This window comes from Chitinophaga varians (assembly GCF_012641275.1).
Lineage (GTDB): Bacteria > Bacteroidota > Bacteroidia > Chitinophagales > Chitinophagaceae > Chitinophaga > Chitinophaga varians_A.
Genome location: NZ_JABAIA010000003.1, coordinates 545,783 through 566,089 on the forward strand (window position 1 = coordinate 545,783; position 20,307 = coordinate 566,089).

General features: G+C 52.0%; 15 protein-coding genes. 14 read left to right on the forward strand and 1 reads right to left on the reverse strand.

Annotated elements, in window-relative coordinates:
* Positions 1-47 precede the first annotated feature (47 nt).
* The 12 genes from HGH92_RS25435 to HGH92_RS25490 all read left to right on the forward strand — a co-directional run bounded on the left by HGH92_RS25435 (position 48) and on the right by HGH92_RS25490 (position 17,387).
* Positions 48-896 carry a bifunctional metallophosphatase/5'-nucleotidase gene (locus HGH92_RS25435; protein ID WP_168873623.1) on the forward strand — a complete coding sequence of 283 codons (849 nt, stop codon included), beginning with the start codon at positions 48-50 and terminating at the stop codon, positions 894-896.
* Positions 897-962: 66 nt separating this feature from the next.
* Positions 963-1,706, forward strand: coding sequence for a hypothetical protein (locus tag HGH92_RS33655; RefSeq protein WP_211092747.1), 744 nt, complete (start codon positions 963-965; stop codon positions 1,704-1,706).
* 94 nt (positions 1,707-1,800) lie between these two features.
* On the forward strand, positions 1,801-2,403 hold the full coding sequence (locus HGH92_RS25445; RefSeq protein WP_168873624.1) for a sigma-70 family RNA polymerase sigma factor: 603 nt from the start codon (positions 1,801-1,803) through the stop codon (positions 2,401-2,403).
* Positions 2,404-2,544: 141 nt separating this feature from the next.
* Positions 2,545-3,504, forward strand: a complete 960-nt coding sequence (locus HGH92_RS25450) for a FecR family protein (protein WP_168873625.1) — start codon at positions 2,545-2,547, stop codon at positions 3,502-3,504.
* A gap of 27 nt (positions 3,505-3,531) precedes the next feature.
* The gene (locus HGH92_RS25455) at positions 3,532-6,999 is read left to right on the forward strand and encodes a TonB-dependent receptor domain-containing protein (protein WP_211092748.1); all 3,468 of its coding nucleotides are present in this window, start codon (positions 3,532-3,534) and stop codon (positions 6,997-6,999) included.
* A gap of 18 nt (positions 7,000-7,017) precedes the next feature.
* Positions 7,018-8,694, forward strand: coding sequence for a DUF4397 domain-containing protein (locus tag HGH92_RS25460; protein ID WP_168873626.1), 1,677 nt, complete (start codon positions 7,018-7,020; stop codon positions 8,692-8,694).
* 5 nt (positions 8,695-8,699) lie between these two features.
* A complete protein-coding gene (locus tag HGH92_RS25465; protein ID WP_168873627.1) occupies positions 8,700-10,016 on the forward strand; it encodes a hypothetical protein in 1,317 nt (438 codons plus the stop codon).
* 42 nt (positions 10,017-10,058) lie between these two features.
* Entirely contained in the window at positions 10,059-11,186 is a 1,128-nt protein-coding gene (locus tag HGH92_RS25470) for a fasciclin domain-containing protein (RefSeq protein WP_168873628.1), read from the forward strand.
* Between the two features lie 27 nt (positions 11,187-11,213).
* The gene (locus tag HGH92_RS25475) at positions 11,214-12,446 is read left to right on the forward strand and encodes a fasciclin domain-containing protein (protein WP_168873629.1); all 1,233 of its coding nucleotides are present in this window, start codon (positions 11,214-11,216) and stop codon (positions 12,444-12,446) included.
* Between the two features lie 11 nt (positions 12,447-12,457).
* A complete protein-coding gene (locus tag HGH92_RS25480) occupies positions 12,458-13,465 on the forward strand; it encodes a fasciclin domain-containing protein (protein WP_168873630.1) in 1,008 nt (335 codons plus the stop codon).
* Positions 13,466-13,469: 4 nt separating this feature from the next.
* Complete coding sequence (locus HGH92_RS25485; RefSeq protein WP_168873631.1) at positions 13,470-16,742, forward strand: TonB-dependent receptor; 3,273 nt, start codon at positions 13,470-13,472, stop codon at positions 16,740-16,742.
* Between the two features lie 126 nt (positions 16,743-16,868).
* Positions 16,869-17,387 carry a hypothetical protein gene (locus tag HGH92_RS25490; RefSeq protein ID WP_168873632.1) on the forward strand — a complete coding sequence of 173 codons (519 nt, stop codon included), beginning with the start codon at positions 16,869-16,871 and terminating at the stop codon, positions 17,385-17,387.
* Between the two features lie 15 nt (positions 17,388-17,402).
* Here HGH92_RS25490 and HGH92_RS25495 read toward each other — a convergent pair whose 3' ends face one another.
* Complete coding sequence (locus HGH92_RS25495; protein WP_168873633.1) at positions 17,403-18,260, reverse strand: hypothetical protein; 858 nt, start codon at positions 18,258-18,260, stop codon at positions 17,403-17,405.
* A gap of 285 nt (positions 18,261-18,545) precedes the next feature.
* Here HGH92_RS25495 and HGH92_RS25500 point away from each other — a divergent pair, with 285 nt between their 5' ends.
* Positions 18,546-19,097, forward strand: coding sequence for an RNA polymerase sigma-70 factor (locus tag HGH92_RS25500; RefSeq protein ID WP_168873634.1), 552 nt, complete (start codon positions 18,546-18,548; stop codon positions 19,095-19,097).
* 50 nt (positions 19,098-19,147) lie between these two features.
* Positions 19,148-20,260 (forward strand): FecR family protein, encoded by a 1,113-nt coding sequence (locus HGH92_RS25505; RefSeq protein WP_168873635.1) that lies wholly within the window; start codon positions 19,148-19,150, stop codon positions 20,258-20,260.
* Positions 20,261-20,307: the final 47 nt, after the last annotated feature.

A 20,307-nucleotide genomic window follows, 5' to 3' on the forward strand; every position in this document is an offset into this window, starting at 1 on the left:
TTTTATTATTTCACAAAATGTATATCTTTACGCCGTCCCTATAACATATGAACAACAACCGCCGCGCCTTTCTGCGCAATACTTCTCTGGCTACAGGCTTACTGCTGCTGCAACAGCCGTTTCGGTCACTGGCCGCCGTTTCCGGCAATGCAACATACCTTCCGGGTAACAACCGTGAACTTCAGATATGGCATACCAATGATATGCACGGACAGGTGCCCGGTCTGCGCCCTTCCGGCGATCAGGGCATCCTGCTGGACGCGGGCGACTTCCTCCATGACGCCACTAACGCCAACGCACATAGGGAAACGATAGTTGCCATGAACCGCGCCGGCTACCACGCGGCTACTATCGGCAACCGTGAACTGGCAGGCGGACAGGCAGCCCTGGCCGCATTGCTGCCGCACATGCAATTCGCATTGGTCAACTGTAATTACCAATTCACCGATAAAACACTGGCCCGTCAGGTACAGCCGTATAAAATCGTATATGCAGGATCGTTAAAAGTAGGCATCACCGGCGTAGGACCGGCATTACCGGCCGGTAGCGGCGTTACCGTCCTGCCTCCGGTACAGGCGGCCAACGATATGGCCGTTCGCCTTAAAAAAGAACACGGCTGTCACATCGTGATATGTCTTTCGCACCTCGGTTTCCAACAACAGGAAGGTACGCCGGACAATCGCAAAATGGCGGTCACCTCTACCCACATTGACTTTGTAATCGGCGGGCACCAGGAAAAGATCATCCGCACCACCATGGTGCTGCACAATATTAACCGGCATGAAGTATATCTCAGCCAGGCCGGCGCTAATGGAGCCATGATCGGCTCTATGAAAATGCAGTTCGACGAAGCCCGCCAGCGATGCGGTATTGAACCGGGTTGTATCATGGCCTGAAAAATGTGGTCATCGATCATCTGCTGTAAATGATTACATTTGCCGGCATACGATTGATTTTAACCCATGCAACAATATCAGGACCTCATCAGGCTGTTTCCCGCTTACGAAGATGTTTTTTATGCCGATGTGAATCTGCACCGGCAACACTTTCTGCCGCTTGTTTCCATCAACCTACGCGCGATACGTCCCGATCGTGATGAATGGCTGCATATCGTGTCCGTCAAAGAATTTTATGACGGCAGGGTAGGCGAGTCAAAAGAACAATATCACACATCATTTACCCAACCGGATGTTATCGGTTTTAATGTGGTGGACGGTAAGTTTTGTTTTGAAGCCGACTGGCGTTATTTCAACGATTATTCCATTATTCAGCAGGAACAATACACGAACAATTTCCCGGAACAGGAAATTGAATACAATATGAACGAGGCCATGTACCAGCTGAAGAAAGCCTATTTTCAGCAATACGGGCGGCTGTACGAGGGCGATTTTAACCGGCCCGGTTTACAGGTGAAGGATATCCGCCGGCTGGAACGCCTGCGTGCTTTAACGCCGGCGGACCTGCAGAAGGATATTGTGTCGGACTACCTGGCGGAACTGCACCAGGAACGCCCTGCGGGCATCTTTACGGCACTGGCGCCGGAGGAATTTGCAGGCGACTGGCCCTTTAATAATGACATGGGTCCTTCTTTTGAATACATCGGTACCATCGATGGCAGTGAATTCCAGCATATTGCTCCGGAAGGTATCAGCCTTTTTTACAGCCAGGCATTAAAAAAAGCCATGGTCACATTCGGCAGCACCTGATAAAAAAGGAAACCGGACCACAGTTCCCTCACTTAATGAATTGTTAACATCCGCGTATGCGCAACAATTTTATTTTTGTGCTACTATCTCGTCCATGGAAGCATCAACAACACATCATCCGGACCAGGAACACCTGTTTAGGGAGATCTACCTTGCTTATTGGGATACGCTCTACCGGATCGCCAACCGGAAGATCGGTTATGCCCAGGACGCGATGGACATCGTTCAGGACACTTTCACCTACGTATGGCAGCAGTTCCCCATGCTACAGCTGGAAACAGCCGGCGCCAAACCTTTCCTTATTACCTGTCTCTATTACCGCATATTCGGTTTCCTGCGTGCCAGGGGACTGAATGAAAAACACCTGCAACATTTTCAGACATACCTGGAAAATGAACTGCATACCGATCCTGTATACAGTGCGCAGGATGCCGCCGCTGAACTGGAAGCGGTGAACATCGCCATCATGGGCGCACTGGACCGCATGCCGGAACGGATGAAACAGATATTTGTCCTCAGCCGGTATGAAAATAAATCCATCGAAGAGATTGCCCATATATATGCCATTGCTCCCAAGACGGTGAAAAACCAGCTCAGCGAAGCCATGCGCCGCCTGAAAGACATGGCCGGTTCCTATCCCGCTACCGCGCTGCTCCCCGTTATACTGCTGCTTTTGGAAGATGGATGGGGTAGATGACCACCATTTGTCCCTCTGCCTTTTTTAGCTTTCCTGTTGGTCCCTATACCTCTTCTTTCCTTTTTCCGAAGATATTGTTGGTAACAATTTGTTAACCCGGGACACCCGGGACTTTTTCTGTTTGCTGCTCTAACTGTATGTATGGAGCCCAATAAACATATACCAGAAGACATGCTGCACCGCCTTTACCAGGGCGCCGGCAGTAAGCAGGACAAAGAGATGATCAGCCGGTGGATGCTGTCCCTGGACATATCGGACAACAGCATGTCTGAGGAAACATTGCAGGCTGCCAAAGCTGCGATGCTTGACCGCATTCTCGATAAGCCGCAGGAACAAAGGAAAGGCATAAAGAAAATGCATCTCTGGAAAGCTGCGGCCGCCGTTGTGATACTGGTGCTGACTTCCTGGTGGGCGCTGTTTAATTTTAACCGTCACCGGCAAAGGGCCGTCATGGTGTATACTACCATCGCTGCCACCAATAAGGACATGAAACACATTCAGCTGCCCGATGGCTCCGAAGTATGGCTGAATGCCCGTTCCAGACTGGAATACGTGGAAGACCGCTTTCATAAAGACGCCCGCTACGTACGGCTTACCGGTGAAGGTTATTTCGAGATCGCCAAAGATGAGGCACGGCCGTTTATCGTCACCACCGATAACATTGAAACAAGGGTATTGGGAACACGCTTTAATATAGAAACCTATCCCGGCGAGGCAGAGATCAGGATTGCCCTCGTAAGCGGACAGGTGGGCGTAAGGGATCATAACAATAACGGATATACGTTGTTGAAGCCCAATGAAATGCTACGCTATTCACGAAGCAATAAAAACTGGGCTGTCATGCCTTTTTCGGCCAACAGGGTACATCACTGGACCAACGGGCATATGATATTTGAAGAACTGCCACTGGCCGATGTGCTGGACCGTTTCGCGTACCGCTACGGGCTGACGCTGCAATATGACCCTGCACTGGCGGCACATAAAAACGTGACCGGCGACTTCAGCCCGGATAAATGGCAGGCCATCCTGGACAACATTCTTTTTATACATCAACTTACATACACCGCTAAAAACGGCGTCATATACATTAACAAGCGCTAGTTAAATATCTTTCTTTAAACACGAAAAATGGACCACAAGATCAGCTGGAAACCGGCCATGCGCCGGTTCCTAAAGGCTATGCTATTGACTGCACTGTTCATGCCGGTGGTGCTGGCCGCCCGGGCACAACTGACCGGCCTGAAACAGCCCGTCAACCTGCGGCTGGAAAATACCGATGCACTGACCGTGATTACTTCCCTGGGCCGTATGTCCGGCTGCTCCTTTTATTATACGGCATCCGAACTGGGCAAAATAAGGATTGCTTCCTTTCAGACACATAGTACGTTGGGCGCAGCATTGCAGCAACTCCGCACGATGGCGCCGCTGGAGTTTAAAGTATCGGGCAACAACATTTCCGTACAAGTGACCGCGGCACCTGCGCGACTACACACCGATACCAGCAGCGCGCATATTTTTAAAGGACATATCACAGATGCCAAAACAGGCAGGCCCGTTGCCTATGTGGAAATATATGCGCAGGAGAGCGGCGTGTCCGCCACTACCGACGCCAACGGCGACTTCAGCCTCCGGGCGCCGAAAGCACAGGCCCTGCTTATTTTCTCAAAAGCCGGTTACGCCAGCCAGGTGATTACCGGTAACGCCTATACGTCGATGGACCTGCGTCTGCAGCCGGACAACAGAACATTGTCTGGCGTGACAGTCTCCTCGCGCCGCCGCATGAACAACGAGGCGGCCATCCTCAATGAAAGGCAACATGCTGCTGTTGTTTCAGATGGCATCTCGGCAGAGAACATCGAGAAAACGGCCAGCATCACCACCGCGCAGGCGCTGCAACGGGTGTCCGGCGTCACCATCACCGATGATAAATACGTAGCTGTAAGAGGCCTCGGGGACCGCAGTGTGATCGGGGAACTGAACGGTATCCGCCTCGCTTCCTCCGATCCGGACAGAAGCACTATCCCGTTGGACCTGGTGCCGGCCAACCTGCTGGACAATATCGTGGTGTACAAGACCATCACGCCCGACAAACCCGCCGATGCCTCCGGCGGTATCGTGGAGCTGAAAACACGCTCCATACCGGCTAAACAAACACTGACCATCACCGCGCAGACCGGCACCAATTCCAATATCGGACTGGGCGGACAAGTCAACAGTTTTTATAACAGCGATATGGGGTTTAGTGGCAACAAAATAAAAAACCACGATCTGCGGCCGGAATTTCTGTCGCTCGACAAACAGTACCCTGGTGGCCTTTCCCAGCTGCAACAGCTGGCCGCTACCGCCAAAAATGATCCGGTGCTGTTGTCCGAAATCAACCGCGTAAATAATGTGCTGCACCAGCTGGACCCGGTACTGACCACACGCTATAAAAAAGCACCGCTCAACGGTATCTATAACATCACCTATGGCAACGCCTTTTCTGTATTTCGCAACCACCAGCTGGGGCTGATTTTAAGCGGAAGTTACTACAACCGTTCCACTGACATCGCCGGCGGGCAGCTGAACCAGTACAGCATTTATCAGGGCGTTATGACCGGCAATCCTTCCATTGACGAGTCCCGTAACGTGCCCGCCTATATTACGCCCAACACACCTAATCTGGGGAAGTACGTAGGCTACCATGAAAACACCGGCACACAAACACTCAACTACGGTTGGCTCGGCGGCCTGGCCTACCGCTTTAATCCCAACCATGAAATCAGCTTTCAGTACATGGGAAGTTATGGCGGCGAAACGCAGGCCACCAGCCTGTCCGGGCAGTATGCTTATGTAACAGGCAGAAACGGACCGGTGTACAGCAACATTTATTCGTTGCGTCAAACGTACCGTACTTTCAATACCTACAACCTTCAGGGCGAACATAAATTCAGTGATGGCAAATATGCGCCCCGTCTGAGTTACAACGCCGCCTCTTCCCGCGCCACGCAGGATGACCCGGACTATCGTTTTGTAAACCTGGCTGATTACCGGCCCAATGGCGGCGGCATATATGCGCTGCCAACACCGGACATCAACGGTACCCGCTATATGGGCGTGACAGATTATTACTCGCTGGTTTCAGGTTATGTGAACGGCTTTGGCCCATACGGCAAGATACAAGCCGATCCTAACGGTCGCCGCTTCCGTCACCTGGGAGAAACCAATTACAACTACAAAGCCGATATTACCCTGCCTTTCGGGATACGCGGATTGGAACAGGCTTTTAAGACAGGCGTCAACTATCTGTACCGCGAACGCAGTTTCGGAGAGAACGTTTTATCATTGCCCGGGTCGAATTTCTCTGCGCTGAAACAGTACCCGCTGTATCTCGCGTACGGCAACCTTGACAGGCTGGTAGGCTATGACCAGATCGGTATCCATATACCTGCCGGCAGTTCTCCGGAGGGTACGCCGCTCACCAGCGGCTTCCTGTATAATACACGTAAATCGCCCAACAACTACCTGGGGTTTTATGAAACCAATGCGTTCTATGGCATGCTGGACCTGCATCCGCTGAAGACGCTGCGGTTGACGGGCGGGGTGCGGTTCGAGAAAACCAACATCCAGAGCAAGGTAGATACCTCCGGGATATACATCGATCCATCGTTGTCGGAAGGCGGCATCAATCTCGTATATACGAACCCGGTATCCAAATATATCACCAGCTACAAGCCTTATTATTCTGCCAACATGACCTATTCGCCCCGGGAAGCGATGAACTTCCGGCTGGCTTACGCTACTTCGCTGGCGAGGCCGGAAATCAGGGAACTCACCAACGTCTTTGAGTTTGACCCTTTCCAACAGGCGCTGGTAGTAGGCAATCCGAAGCTGGTGAACCAACAGACGCAGAGTTATGACTTTCGCTGGGAGTGGTTTCCCAACAAGGGGGAAGTACTGGCCGCTTCGCTATTTGCCAAGGAGATCAGCAACCAGCTGGAAAAAGTGTTTATCCAGCATTCAGACGGTGTGAATGCCCTGTATCCAGAATTCCCGACAGTGGCCTATCAGAACAATCCCAACAGGGGCCATGTGTGGGGGATAGAGCTGGAGGTGGTCAAAAACCTTGGTATCCTCTCCAGACACCTGCGGTATTTCTCGCTCGGCTCCAACGTGATGATTGCTTCCAGCAACGTGCGAAAGAATACCGAAAGGCTGGATGCCGCCAGGATCATCGACCGGCAGTCGCCGGACAGGAGCCCTTTGTTTGAACAGGCGCCTTATTCCATCAATACTTTTTTGAATTACACCAATACCAAAACCGGTACTGATATCACCGGCACTTTTAACCTGGTAGGAGAGCGACTGATACAGGTGAACATGGACGGCTCACCTGATCTGTACAGTCGCCCGATGCCGGTGCTGGACCTTGTTTTCAGCCAGAAGCTGGGCCGGTTTGTCCTGAAAGGATATGCCAAGAACATACTGAACAGCGCCTATGAAGAAGTGTACAGCAATCCCGGCACTGGTGGCAAATATTACGGCACCCGGTATGTCCGCAGAAGTTACCGCCGTGGTACAGAATATATGCTGGGCCTTACCTATAACCTGTTTTAAAAAGTGTGAAACATGCGCATGATGACTACAAAATATCATACCCTGCTTGCCGGCGTGCTACTCCTGGCAGCCGCCTGCAGCAAGGACAAGACCGATGTGAGGGCAGGCAATGAGCCTGACTATGCCAGCATGGACAAGTCCACCGTCAGGCTGGTCACCTTTAACCAGTGGGATGTGAAGGTGAACGGCCAAAAGCTGTCCAACTGGTACCAGGTGCCGGACAACGTCACGGTGCCTAATCTGCCTTATCCCACCCGTTATTTTCCTGATGGTAAATTAAGCGGTACGTGGTTTCTGCCGCAGCAGTTCCTCGACAGCAAAGGCCAGGCCACTGTGGAAATCGGCAGCCCGCAAGGCACCTCGCAGCCTGATTATATACTGGATTCTTTTCTGGTACAGGATAATTACGACCAGCCTTCAGACTACTACCTGAATACCAGCGCCGATGAGCATGATGGTAAATACAGTGTCAGCCGCGTACCGCGGACCACAGCGTTGCCGTCCAATCCTGCCAATATCCGTATACGGCTGGTGAACCTCTGCACGTCACAGGGTAACGGTGGTGGCAATACGCTTTCGCTGGCTTATGCGAATGGCGGTCCTGTCAGCGCCGCCACTTCCGGTATCGCCAATCATAGTTTTTCGGATTATGTGGAACTGCCTTACGGCACCTATCAGTTCAAAGTACTGATAGACGGCACCGGGTTGCAGATACCCGGTAAACCACCGGCATTGACGGGCACTACTGCCATGGACAATTTTTCGCTGGGCGGCACCCAGGTGTATTACAGCCCGGTGCAGACGTTTCAGCCCGGTGGCGTGTATACGGTGGCGGTAGGACTGACGTATGGGGCTTACCAATACGGTGAATACCCGCTGTCGCCTAATTGTTTTACGGTTGTCACAGATATCGCGCCTGCTGCGAACCTTACCTATGGCCGGTTGCAGGTGGTAAATGCCGCAGTGCCTGAAGGAGAGGGTCTGGGCGTGAACATCGACGGTGGCAATACCTCCACCATTGCATATGGCAAAGCAGGGGCTTATAAAACGCTGATTACCGGAACGCATACACTGAAAATAACCGATGCGACGGGCAAAACACTGGCTGAACAAACCATCGCCCTGAAGGGAGGCGATAACCTGACAGCATGGGCTTATCCGGCTGCCGGCGGAAGCGTGGCCGTGACCGTAGTATCCAATAATATGGGCGGCGTGCGTGTCAACGGCGGCAACCCCGATGGTTCCGATGGTGCCAATAACCTATATGACCCGCTACATTTCCGGATGCTGGTACAAACCCGGTTCCTCAACCTGTGCCCCGATTTGCCGGAGGTGACGTTCACCGGCGCCAACGGAACGCTGTTCAAAAACGATCTTTTTACCACCGCCACGGCCGCGCAGCATTTACAGGCAGGTCAGCAGGTGTCGCCGATAGGAGTGCCTTATCCTTATGTGGACTTAGGGGCCGTTACAGGAGGCATTGTACAGGCTTACCGTTCGCAGCCGGGCGTGCTGCCCGGCGACCGCCTGACGGACGTGCCGGCGCTGACCACGCTGGATTTTGTGCAGATGCCACCGGCTTATTTCCTAAACGGCAACTATGGAGCCGAGCCCGGCGTGTATACGGTAGCGTTAATAGGCCGCAAAAAAGACGCGCAGCATCCGCGGATGATCGTGATAAAACATAACCAATAGAAAAAATGACAAGCCATCTTTCCATGACGCATTATCATAAAATAAAACACTGGTGCTGGCCTTTGCTGTGCAGCCTGCTGCTGGCAGCAGGCTGCCGTAAAACGGAATACAACGTGATTCCGGGGGCGGCCTACCTGCGCGTATTCAATAGTCTTAACTACGATGTGAACGTGACCTCCAAAGACCAGCCGCCCCCTTTTCTGGCTATGGTGATAGACCCGGAGTACGACGCTTCCGGTCTCATCACCGGTGGTAAAATACTGGGTGATCACCTGGACCGGCGCACCCCTTATGCCGGGCCGTATCCCGCTGATGCAGGCAATACTTCCTTTCGGAATACAGAATATCCCGGCACTAAAAAAGTGTTAGCAGCGCCGATTGTGAATGGCATCAATCTCTCCAGCTGGGCGCAGATTCCATCCGGCAGGCACCGGGTGGTGTTTTACAGCCGCCCTGTCAGTGAAGTGCCGTTTTTCGAATTGCAGGAGCGCGACCGTAAAAATCTGCTGGCTGATAGTACCATTGATTTTACGCCGGGGGAGATCTATACCATGCAGGTATTGCAAAAAACGGTGTCTACGCAATATCCGTTGCCCATCACCCTGTATCTGCGGCAGGAACAGTTTGCAAAGATGCCATTCTCCGATTCGTTGTTGTATGTCAACTTCTACAACCTGAGCGCAGCGGGATATGCTGCTGCCAATCCGGGCCCGCGCGCTGACGCGGACTATCTGACGATCAACAACAACTGCGGTGCTTTCGGCGATACCATGAACCTGTACTATACCCTTTACCAGGACGATTGTCTTTATCCCTATGCAGATGGCGCGCCTGTGGGCAACACTGTCATACCGGGCTACAATAACATCTGGCTGGGAGCGGTAGTAAGATCGCATACAGCCGGCGTAGCTCCCTATTATAGTGTGCCCATGTTTGCCGCGTCCGATACCACCGGCGGCATCCTTAGCCGGCAATGGGAATTGTTTGTGCTGATGCGGCCGGGCATGTTTCCCATTCCCGGACAGGTGGCAGTGTCCGATTACCTGGGAATGAAGACGGCTAACATCGCCTATGGCGCTATAGGATGCAGCAATGGCAGTAATGATGGTAAAGGCGTAGGCTTCGGCAGCGCGAGAAGAACGATCCCACGGGTAGACTTTACCAAATTTATCAGCAGCTGCTGGCTGCCTAACCTCATCAAATACACGGCTTCCGGAAGCTATGCCCAACGCTCTTTTGCTACTATCACTACGATAGAAATCATCAATAACCAGGTATACATGATGAGCGTTCAGCGTACCTATCCGCCGCCGGCGAAATAAGGCGCTATACATCTTATGGTTGAACCAGGAAATATAACTACAATGAATATACGAAAATATGGTGGATGGATCATGCTGTTGTTATGGTTAACGGCCGCCTGTAAAAAGCCGGACTTCGAATCGGAGGAACGTGCGCAGGCCACCGGTACGATCAGCAACTATCTGATCAATAATTTTGACTTCTCCCTGTTTGCGGCAGCGGTGCAAAAAGCCGGGCTGACAGATAGCCTTGACCAGGCCACGACGGCTTTTACCGTGCTGGCGCCCCTGAACAGCGCTTTTAATAAAGACGGCGTATTCCAGCCTTCCGACTTCGATAAATGGCCGGCAGACAGTCTCCGGTATTTTGTGCGAACACATGTGCTGCCGGTCAAACTGTTCTATACAGATATTCCCCTGTCGTCTGATAACCGGTATGAAAACCTGAACCACACCCGCCTGTACGTGTCGCGTTCCACCATCGTCAATGTGGCGCTGACGGTCAATGGCGTGCAGGTGCAACCACAGCCGTCACTCGGCAGCAGCACCAATATTAAATACGGTGCTACCCAATTGAACGGCGTGGTGTATCCACTCTCCTCCACACTGAAGGTGATGCCGGTCACGGTACAGGATTTTCTGTCCTCGCGGCCACAATATTCCCATCTGATAGCGGGACTGAAGAAATTCGGTTTTTGGGAGCAGTTGAATGCTGACGGGCCTTTCACCGTGTTTGCCCCGCAAGACTCCTGCTTCGAAAACCGTGGCATGACACTGGACAGCATCAGCAGGATGGACGCTTTGCGTTACGATCCTGCTGTATTTGGCAGCTACTTCCTGAAACCGAACCACGTCTTTCTGTTGGACATGCTTCAGTTACCGCCAACAGGTACTTCCTATGTCACTTTTGACACCCCGTCGCCCAACTATAAAATGCTGATCTGCCAGGTAGGTGTGGGAGCAGGCGTGGGCGTGGTAACGGCGGCATCTGCCAATACCTCTTCCCAGGTACAGGTAGGACCCTATGCTGACAGGCCCTGGGGAGACCAGGGCACGGCCTTTCTGGGAGAACCGCGTATGACCTTGTCTATCACAAATTTCAAAGGGACTTATATCAATTATACCTGCACCAACGGCATCGTTCACCTGATGTCGGACATATTGGTTATGCCGGAAAATGTTACCCGGTGATCAACCATCTGCCTAAAACAAAAAAAAATGAAACGTTATAACATACGGTTGGGGTTATACGCTATTATCCTGTCGGGGTTGATAGGCGTGATATCCTGCTCCAAAACGGAAGAACCGCCCAGACCAGTTGGTACCGGGTTGCCTTATACAAACACCACTAGCCGTAGACTTGCTGAGCTGCTGGATTCCATTCCCGAGGCCTCTATTTACCGTGCCGCATTCAAACGTACAGGGATACAACAGTATATCGACAGTCTGAATACGGACAACAGCAATGCATATTATACCTTGTTTGTGCCGGTCAACAAAGCATGGGAGGCAGCAGGTTATACCATGGGCAACATTAACACCGTACCAGCGGAGGAATTGGAGTTACTTATCAGGTACCTGAGCATTACCGGCGGAATAGCGGCGAAGCCTGGCAGCGTGACAGGTGAAACGGCCTATTATCCGTTCACCTATCCTGAAAAACCTGTCTGTAGCGAGGTGCCCGGCCCTTTCGCTGATAACGGGTTTTATTATTACCACAGGTTAAGTGTAGGCATGACCGGTGGTGTGCTGCGGCTCAACGGAAAAGATGTTGGCCGCAAACCGGTAATACCGGCTGTCAATGGCGCTGTCTATCTCATTGACAGTATGATCACCAAACCGGTATATGAAAGTTACCAGGTCCTGTCGGCCGATACCGCCTTTACTTTCTACATGGCGGCGCTGAAAAAAAGTAATGCGCTCTATGAACAAAGCGGTATCCTGGGAAACCGCTATTACAATATCCGGTTTAATGATACCGCTGCACTGGTGCTAATGACTGGGGGCACCGAACTGGGTGGTGAGCCTGCCACCGCCGTGTTTGCCCCGGACAATAATGCTTTTAGAAAAGCCGGCTTTGCATCCATTGAAGAGATTAACAATTACATCGACCGCTCTGCGCTGGCGGATGCGCCGCCTGGCACGGAAATGCTCACCAATATGGATTCCATCCTGGTGAACCATCGGATACTGATCAATGCCACCGGCGATGTCAATGTGAATTTGACAAATCCATACACCGGTTGCCTGCTGAGCAATGCCTGGCCGAATTATGTGAACAACGGCGCCGCAATGGGCGCTATCACTTACCGGATAGAAAACAGCCGGATCGTATTGCACCGTCCGGATGCACCGCAGGGCCGTGGTGCCGTGATTATCGGCCCTTCCGATATCACCACGCTCACGGGTGTCATTCACCGGGTTGATAACCTGTTATTGCCTAACCCTTAAATACAGCCAGTATGATGAAATATTCAGGATTTTTTATGAAGAGAGGATATTACCTGTTGGCCGGGATACTAGTGCTGGCTGGCTGTTCCAAAGACGACGCCAAACCGGTGGACATCAACATAAAAAGCGGTATCAGCGCCGTCGTGCATAACAACTTCAGTCTTGCGCTGTTTGAATACGCGCTCACAGCCACGCCCTATAGCGACACGCTTAGCGCCGCCGGCCCCTATACGTTATTAGGCCCGTCCAACGATGCCTTCAAAGCGATTGGTTATCCTACAGGCGCTGCTATGATCCGTGCAAGGGACTCTATTACTCCCGGTGTGCCTTATCATATTATCCGCGGACAGGTAAAGCTGGATTCCCTGCCGCTGGCGTTTAACCAGCCTGTCATGACGCTGAACGGGCAACCGCTGTACGTGACCCATTGGGTCAATACCCGCGATACAGCAGTGATAGTGAATGGTATCCGGGTAAGCACCCGGGATAAAACGGCTTCCAACGGACTGGTAAATATCATCGATGGTTTGTTAAGCCCGATTGTCTATACCAACGTACAACAGGCGGTTTCGGGAGATCCTTCCTTGTCTTTTTTTAACGCGGCCCTTATTCAAAGCGGCCTGGCACCGGAATACCAGTCGGGTGGCCCGTATACAGTGTTCGCGCCGGTCAATTCGGCTTTTACCAATATTGGTATTCCTTCTACCGACAGTATTTACAAGATGGACGCGACAGCGCTGCAAAAGCTGGTCAAAGCACACATCGCCCCGGGACGCAGTTTCGTGTACGACTATATCCTCAAGGCAGATGTGACATCCAATACCTATACAGAACAATTGCCGGGCGGCCAGCGGGCCACGATCAGGCTACTGCCGGACATCACGCGGCCGGGCCGCTTTTCAGGTATCAACATTCAGTTGCAGGGAGCAGGCGGCAACGGTGTGGCCACCCTGCCAAAAAAAGATGTGCTGGCCGGAAACGGTGTGGTACATAGCATCTCGAGGATCTTAATACAATAACATTATGCAGCAAAAAATATACTATTGGCTGGTGCTGACCATCCTGTGCCTTGGCAGGATGCTTACCATCAGCGCTCAACAAACAGATGGCAGCCTCATAGGGCACGTGGCGGACAGCAGCAGGCAGCCGCTGTCCGGCGCCACCGTTGTGGCATTACACCAGCCTTCGGGCACAACTTACAGCGCCAGCGCTGATAAGACCGGCAGCTTTTTCCTGCCGGGGCTGCGCATCGGTGGACCATACAAAATCACCGTCAACATGATTGGCCGTAAAACCGCTACCATGGAACAGGTGACCGTCCGCCTCGGAGAGCCGCAGCAGCTTAATTTTGTGCTGACACCGGTACAGCAACAGCTGTCGGAAATAGTGGTGCGCACAGCGCCGGCTACACGAAAAGCCAACGTATATGGTACCGGGCAGAATATCACCCGTACACAACTGAGCAGCATGCCTACCGTGAACCGCAGCCTGCAGGACATCACACGGCTGGTCCCACAGGGCTCTAAAGACAATAGTTTTGCCGGTACCAATTTCCGCTACAACAACATCACTATAGATGGCGCCATCAACAATGATGCGATTGGCTTCAGTCCCTCCGCCGGCGGCATTACCGGCAGCTCCGGCACACCGGGCGCCAGTACCCGCAGCAACGCCATCTCCCTCGATGCGATAGAAGACATGCAGGTATACCTCGCACCCTATGATGTGAAGATCGGCAACTTCACCGGCGGTAGTATCAATGCTGTCACCCGCAGCGGTACCAACACCCTCGCCGGCTCGGTTTACCTGTACGGGCGCAATGCCGCCATCACCGGGAAAGACAAGGCCGGCTCGCTCGGCAAAATGAACAACGACTTCTATGATTACCAGGCCGGCGTTCGTATAGGCTTTCCCATTATCAAAAACAAACTGTTCTTTTTTACCAACGAAGAAATTACCCGCCGCCAGGACCCTGCCCAGTTGATGGCCGGTCAGCCCGAGACCGCGCAGATACTCAGCGGGAAAGACGCCGCTGATATCCGCAACTACATGGCAGGGCGCTATGACCAGGACTTTGATCCGGGAACGGCCGGCATGTATAACGGAAACGCATACTCAGAGAAATACTTTAACCGGCTCGACTGGAACATCAACGACCATCACCGGCTGTCTGTGCGCAACAATATTGTCCGTTCCCGTTCGGTGAATATGGACCGGGACCAGATGGACTTCCGTTTCAGCTCCATGGCCTACCGGCAGGTCAACAACCAGTCGTCTACAGTAGCGGAGCTGAAATCCACTTTCCGCAACGGCTTCTCCAACAGCCTCGTCGTGGGATACACTACCATCCAGGACTTCCGTGATCCCTTGTCAGACCCGGCGCTGCCACAGGTACAGATCATGGGCCGCACGCCTGGCACCACTATCTATCTGGGTACTGACAGGGAAGCCGCCATCTTCAATATGAAACAACGCACCCTTGAAATTACGGACAACCTTACCTGGCACCGGGGCAAGCACACTTTGTTGCTCGGTACGCACAATGAATTGTATCATGTGAGTTATGGCTTCGTAAACTCGTGGAATGGCCGGGTAGACTATCTCAGCATCGATGATTTCCTGAACAACAAACCATATCGCGTACGAGGCAACTACAATTACAGCAACAACTCACGCGAATATATTTTATCGCACCCGGAAGCTGTGTTCGATGTGGACATGCTGAGCGTGTACCTGCAGGATGAAATCCGTGTGAGTGACCGGCTGCGGGTAACGCCGGGCCTGCGGGCAGACTACAGCTTTGTGCCGCACAAACAGGCACTGAGCCCGCTGGTCAGCTCCGCCTACACGGATAATTACTTTGGTAACACTTACACCTATACGCCGCTGCGGCAGATCACCAATGACTATCTGGGGCAGCTACAGGTTTCCCCGCGCATAGGCTTCAGCTATGACCTGACAGCCGACAGCAAATGGGTGCTGCGTGGCGGTGCCGGCCTCTTTACCGGCCGTATCCCGCTGGCATGGCTGGGATATGCCTTCTATAATACCGGCGTTAGCTACGGCGCTTATGACCAGAAGGCCGACCAGCAGCCTTTTGCGCCCGGCACTGACCCCCTGAAGCCCGGTCCCAATGGTATCGCGGATTTTATTGCGCAGAACGGCACCGTAGTGAACAACCCCAATGCCGGGAAAACGCAGGTGGACCTGATCGATAATCATTTTGTGATGCCTAAAGTTTTCCGTGGCAGCCTGGCGGTGGATTACACTGCTGCATCCGGGTATAAACTGGGACTGGAAGGGTTGTATACCAAAACCATCCATGACGTTTATTTCCAACAGGTGAACATACAGGACAACCCCCGCTACTATGGTTTTGACAGCGCGCACCGGATGCCGGTGTACAGCGGTAACACAGATCCGCGTTTTGCCAATGCATATGAGTTGAGCAATACCACTCTGGGATACCAGTATTCCATCACAGCCACCGGCAGCAAAAAATTCGATATGGGGCTGAATGTTTCACTGGCTTATACTTACGGCCAGTCGAAAGACGCTTTCAATGGCATTCGCAACTCGATGGAAAGTAACTGGCAGTTGAACCAGGCCTTAAGCCCGAACAATGCCGGGCTGGCATATTCCAATTTTGATGTCCGTCACCGCATCATTGCTAATATCGGTTACCAACGGGCATGGAATGAACGGTGGACCACCCGCCTGAACCTCTTCGTGAGCGCGCAGTCCGGCAGTCCGTTTACCTACGGCGTGGTGAACAACAGCCTTCAGGGACTGCCGCAGCAGGTGAACCTGGCCTATATCCCACGTGCAGACGAGGCGGTACGTTTCTTCCAGGACTATACCGATGCTGCCGGTGCTACGGTAACGGCTATACAGCAGGCCGACGCGTTTAACCGCTATATAGATGGCAACAGTTACCTGAGTGGCCGCCGCGGTGATTTTACAGAACGGAACGCCGGTCGTACGCCCTGGAATACCACAGCAGACCTGCACTTTGCGCAGGAGTTCCATTTTGGTAAAAATGATCAGACAGTTACCTTCACCATAGACATTATGAACTTCGCTAACCTGCTCAATGCCAATTGGGGACGGATATATTTTTCTCCCAATACCTTCAACTCCACCGCCAGCGTGGGATTGACGCCGGAGCTGTTCCCCCGTAAGCAGACCATGGGCAATTATCCGGTATTCCGTTTTGCAGATCCGGGCAAGCCTTATTCCATTGACTATTTCAGTTCCCGCGCACAAGGTCAGTTGGGCGTACGCTATGCTTTCTAAAACAACAGGCGATAGTGGCAGGAAAACTGACAAATCAATCTTAACGGATATTTATGATAAAATTAATGACGGCGGACATCAGGGGTGGGCACAAAAATGCGTATATTTATTCCTATAAACGATACCATGAAACAGTTGCTGTTAACCACCCTGATGTGGCTGTTTTCCCTTACCACCTTTGCACAGCAGAAGATGAACCTGGCGAAACTACTGTTTGACGAAGCACCTGCGAAAGTATTGCAGGGCATAGCCAATGTACGGGAAGGGAAGATGTATGACCTCACCAATATGATCTCTTATGGCATAGACAGTAAAGGCGCTCTTTTATTTGACCGCTACGCGCCGCCACACATAGAGCTGTTGGCTTACAATGATAAGGTGGCGGGATTTGCCTTCCGTATTTTGAGCTACTCGGCCCAGCAGGAAATAAAAGATTACCTGGAAGACCATTATGCGCTGAAGCTGGCTGATTCCTCGCATCTGGGTAAACAATATGGCTATACGGACAGCCAGGTGACGATTAACTTTCAGACGGTGCCGGAAGCAGGATTCAGACAGGGGAGGAACGGTTACCTTGATGTAAAAACGAAGACGCTCACTAAAGCGATAGCCATACAGGAAGAACGGATTAAAAAGGCGCACTAACCAGTGCGCCTTTTTTTATTTGTTCAGGTCGATGTATTTATAATGGTAGATAGTGATAGCCTGTGCGGGCGTGTTGGCGGTAACGTTTCTGTACCAGCAGGTATCGGTGTCCGGCAGCTTCTTATCGTTTAGGGAGCGCCGGTAGGTATATTCCGCGAAAACAGTACCATCGGCTTTGGCGAGTGTAGAGTTGTTTACTTCGTTGGCAGACAGCTGTTGCACATTAGGACTCGACTGGCGCAGCAGGTGATAGCCGGCCATAGGTCTGGACACGTTGGGGGCATCACTGTAGGTGTGTTTGGTGATACCGGTCAGCTCCAGCGCCAGCGTGGTGGGATTGGCCCGGAACTCTCTTTCTTCCACTACGTTGTCATTCTGCCATGTATATTCCCATTTTGCATTGTTCCGTTTGTCCTCATGGATATACACTACTCTTACAATCTTATTGTTTTCATACACCAGTGAGTCATACCGGCTGTCGGCATAACCCGGCTCAAAGTAGCGGACCAACTGGTTATTGGTGTTGCGGGCTTCCGCCACAAGTGCTGCACTGGCGGTTTTCCCGCTTTGCAGCGTTAGTTTGGTGATGTTCTTCTGGTCATACACTACCTTGTACAGGCCGTAGTAGCTTGGTACGGCGCCTTTGAATTCTTCCCGGGAGTTGAATGTTTTGTCGGGATTGTAGGTGATGACCGTGCTGTCTTTGTAAGACGAGACAGTGCCGTCATTGTTTACGTCCCTGCGGATAATTTCAGACAGGTACCATTCGCCGGTCTTCGGTGTTTCGGGAATAACCGCATCGTCCGACTTGTTGCTGCTACAGCTGGCTGCCATTATTGCCAATGCGGCCATGCAAAGCCATGTTTTCTTCATAGGGATAATTGATTAATTATTATATATTTAAACTGAATGATAGTTAGTGCAATTTAATTTATTTTCATTTATATATAAATAGATTTCCCGGAAAGAAAAAAAATATGATTTCTCCTTCACCCTTTTTGGGGAGATGAGTGCCTGATATAAATTATCATATACCAGGACCATAATAACAGGATTGTCGTCAGATTTTATGTGAATCGCAGCTAAAAGGAGATGATGGAAATAAATCCGGATTATTTTTTACTTTGTACGGCTAACAATGAACGCGCAAAGTGGCTTATGCATCGACCAGGATCAGGAGAGGCTGTTTCCTTTGAGGAACAGTTCAGGCAGCACTATACCTTTTTATGTACGGTAGCCTACTATATTGTGGAAGACGAGGATGCGGCCAGGGACGTGGTACAGGACTTTTTCCTTTACTGCTGGCATAAACGCCATATCATCCGGATCACACACGACTTTAAGAGTTATGCCGCCCGTGCGGTCAAAAACGCTTCACTGAATTATCTGCGGAAGTCCGGCAAAACGCAGCTGGAAGAAATTCACGTCATCGAGGAGTTGACCCGCTATTTCCCGCTGGAAGACAAAGAAGAGGAAGAGCAACGCAACAGGGCGCTGTGGGAGGCGGTTTCCCGTTTGCCGGAACAGCGGCAGCGTATATTCCTGATGAGCAACCGCGATGGCCTGAAGTATAAAGACATAGCGGCTGTACTGGATATTTCGGTCAATACCGTGAAAACACAGATCAAACTGGCATTGCAGTTTTTAAGAAAGGAATGCGGATGGATGGCGCGGATGATATCTTTTTTATTTTTTTTATCCCGCTGGTGAAAATGCCTTCACCCTTTTTTACACTTTGATTGCCTTAATGATAACCGGATATGAATTTAGATAACAACGAGCACGATATAGACTGGGACAAGCTGATGGAACGGCTGGAAGAAGGTCAGCTGTCTTCCGGCATGACGGAGGCTGAACTGAAAGCGATGGCAGCAGCCAGGGAAATGCAGGCCAGGCTGAAAGCCGGCAGCTTTTCCGCGGACGACGGCTGGCAGCGGTTTACCGGGGCAAGGGCTCAACAAAAAGGGCGTATACGCGTACTGGTGAGAACAGCGTTGGCCGCAGCGGTCGTATTGGCCGCAGGTGCCGCCTGGTGGACGTTCCGGGCCCAACGGCCGGTCGTACAGCTGGCCAATGCCCAACCGGCAGAAAAAGTGATGCTGCGCCTGTCCGGCGGCCGCACGGTCACCCTCGGACAAGACACGCAACTGATACAAAACAACCCGATTGCCCGTATAAAAGCCCATACAGACCATCTCGAGTATGCAGCCGGCAGCGGCCAGGAACAGGTAACGGTCATGGACACACTGGACGTGCCCAGAGGCCGGCAGTTCTCGCTCCGGCTGGCAGATGGCACACAGGTATGGCTGAACGCCGCTTCCCGCCTGATATTTCCGGCCGCCTTCCACGGCGCCGCCAGGGAAGTGACGGTAGAAGGAGAGGCTTTCTTTGAAGTGGCCCGACAAGCGTCACAACCCTTTGTCGTTCACGCCGGCAAAACAGCGATGAAAGTGCTGGGCACCGGCTTTAACGTCAACGCCTATGGGCAGGAGCTGATCACCACGCTGGCCACCGGCAAACTGCTCGTAACAGCAGGGCAGGAGCAGGTGGTGCTGCAACCGGACGAGCAGGCCATATTAAATAACACAACAGGTTCCCTGCGGAAACAACCGGTGGAAGCACATCTTTTTACTGCCTGGAAAGAGGGCGACCTGTTCTTTGAAGACGCGCCCCTGCAGGACATTACTGTCAGCCTGGCCCGCAGCTACGACTACAACTTTATATTTGACGATACCGACCTTAAGAAGATGAGTTTTACCATAGATATACGCCGCCCTGCGGCATTGCAGGATGTACTCAACCAAATCACGAAAAGTATGCACACGGTCCGTTTTGAAGTAGATGGCCGTACGGTGCATGTGAAAAAACAATAGTGCAACACCAGCCATTAAAAATGGATGTTTAGCGGCCAGCCGGTTGC

Coding starts and splice junctions, on each gene's coding strand:
- HGH92_RS25450 (WP_168873625.1), top strand. CDS start 2,545: ATGGAGCCCAATAAACATATACCAGAAGACATGCTGCACCGCCTTTAC.
- HGH92_RS25495 (WP_168873633.1), bottom strand. CDS start 18,260: ATGAAGAAAACATGGCTTTGCATGGCCGCATTGGCAATAATGGCAGCC.
- HGH92_RS25460 (WP_168873626.1), top strand. CDS start 7,018: ATGATGACTACAAAATATCATACCCTGCTTGCCGGCGTGCTACTCCTG.
- HGH92_RS25490 (WP_168873632.1), top strand. CDS start 16,869: ATGAAACAGTTGCTGTTAACCACCCTGATGTGGCTGTTTTCCCTTACC.
- HGH92_RS25505 (WP_168873635.1), top strand. CDS start 19,148: ATGAATTTAGATAACAACGAGCACGATATAGACTGGGACAAGCTGATG.
- HGH92_RS25480 (WP_168873630.1), top strand. CDS start 12,458: ATGATGAAATATTCAGGATTTTTTATGAAGAGAGGATATTACCTGTTG.
- HGH92_RS25465 (WP_168873627.1), top strand. CDS start 8,700: ATGACAAGCCATCTTTCCATGACGCATTATCATAAAATAAAACACTGG.
- HGH92_RS25485 (WP_168873631.1), top strand. CDS start 13,470: ATGCAGCAAAAAATATACTATTGGCTGGTGCTGACCATCCTGTGCCTT.
- HGH92_RS25445 (WP_168873624.1), top strand. CDS start 1,801: ATGGAAGCATCAACAACACATCATCCGGACCAGGAACACCTGTTTAGG.
- HGH92_RS25435 (WP_168873623.1), top strand. CDS start 48: ATGAACAACAACCGCCGCGCCTTTCTGCGCAATACTTCTCTGGCTACA.
- HGH92_RS25455 (WP_211092748.1), top strand. CDS start 3,532: ATGGACCACAAGATCAGCTGGAAACCGGCCATGCGCCGGTTCCTAAAG.
- HGH92_RS25470 (WP_168873628.1), top strand. CDS start 10,059: ATGAATATACGAAAATATGGTGGATGGATCATGCTGTTGTTATGGTTA.
- HGH92_RS25500 (WP_168873634.1), top strand. CDS start 18,546: ATGCATCGACCAGGATCAGGAGAGGCTGTTTCCTTTGAGGAACAGTTC.
- HGH92_RS25475 (WP_168873629.1), top strand. CDS start 11,214: ATGAAACGTTATAACATACGGTTGGGGTTATACGCTATTATCCTGTCG.
- HGH92_RS33655 (WP_211092747.1), top strand. CDS start 963: ATGCAACAATATCAGGACCTCATCAGGCTGTTTCCCGCTTACGAAGAT.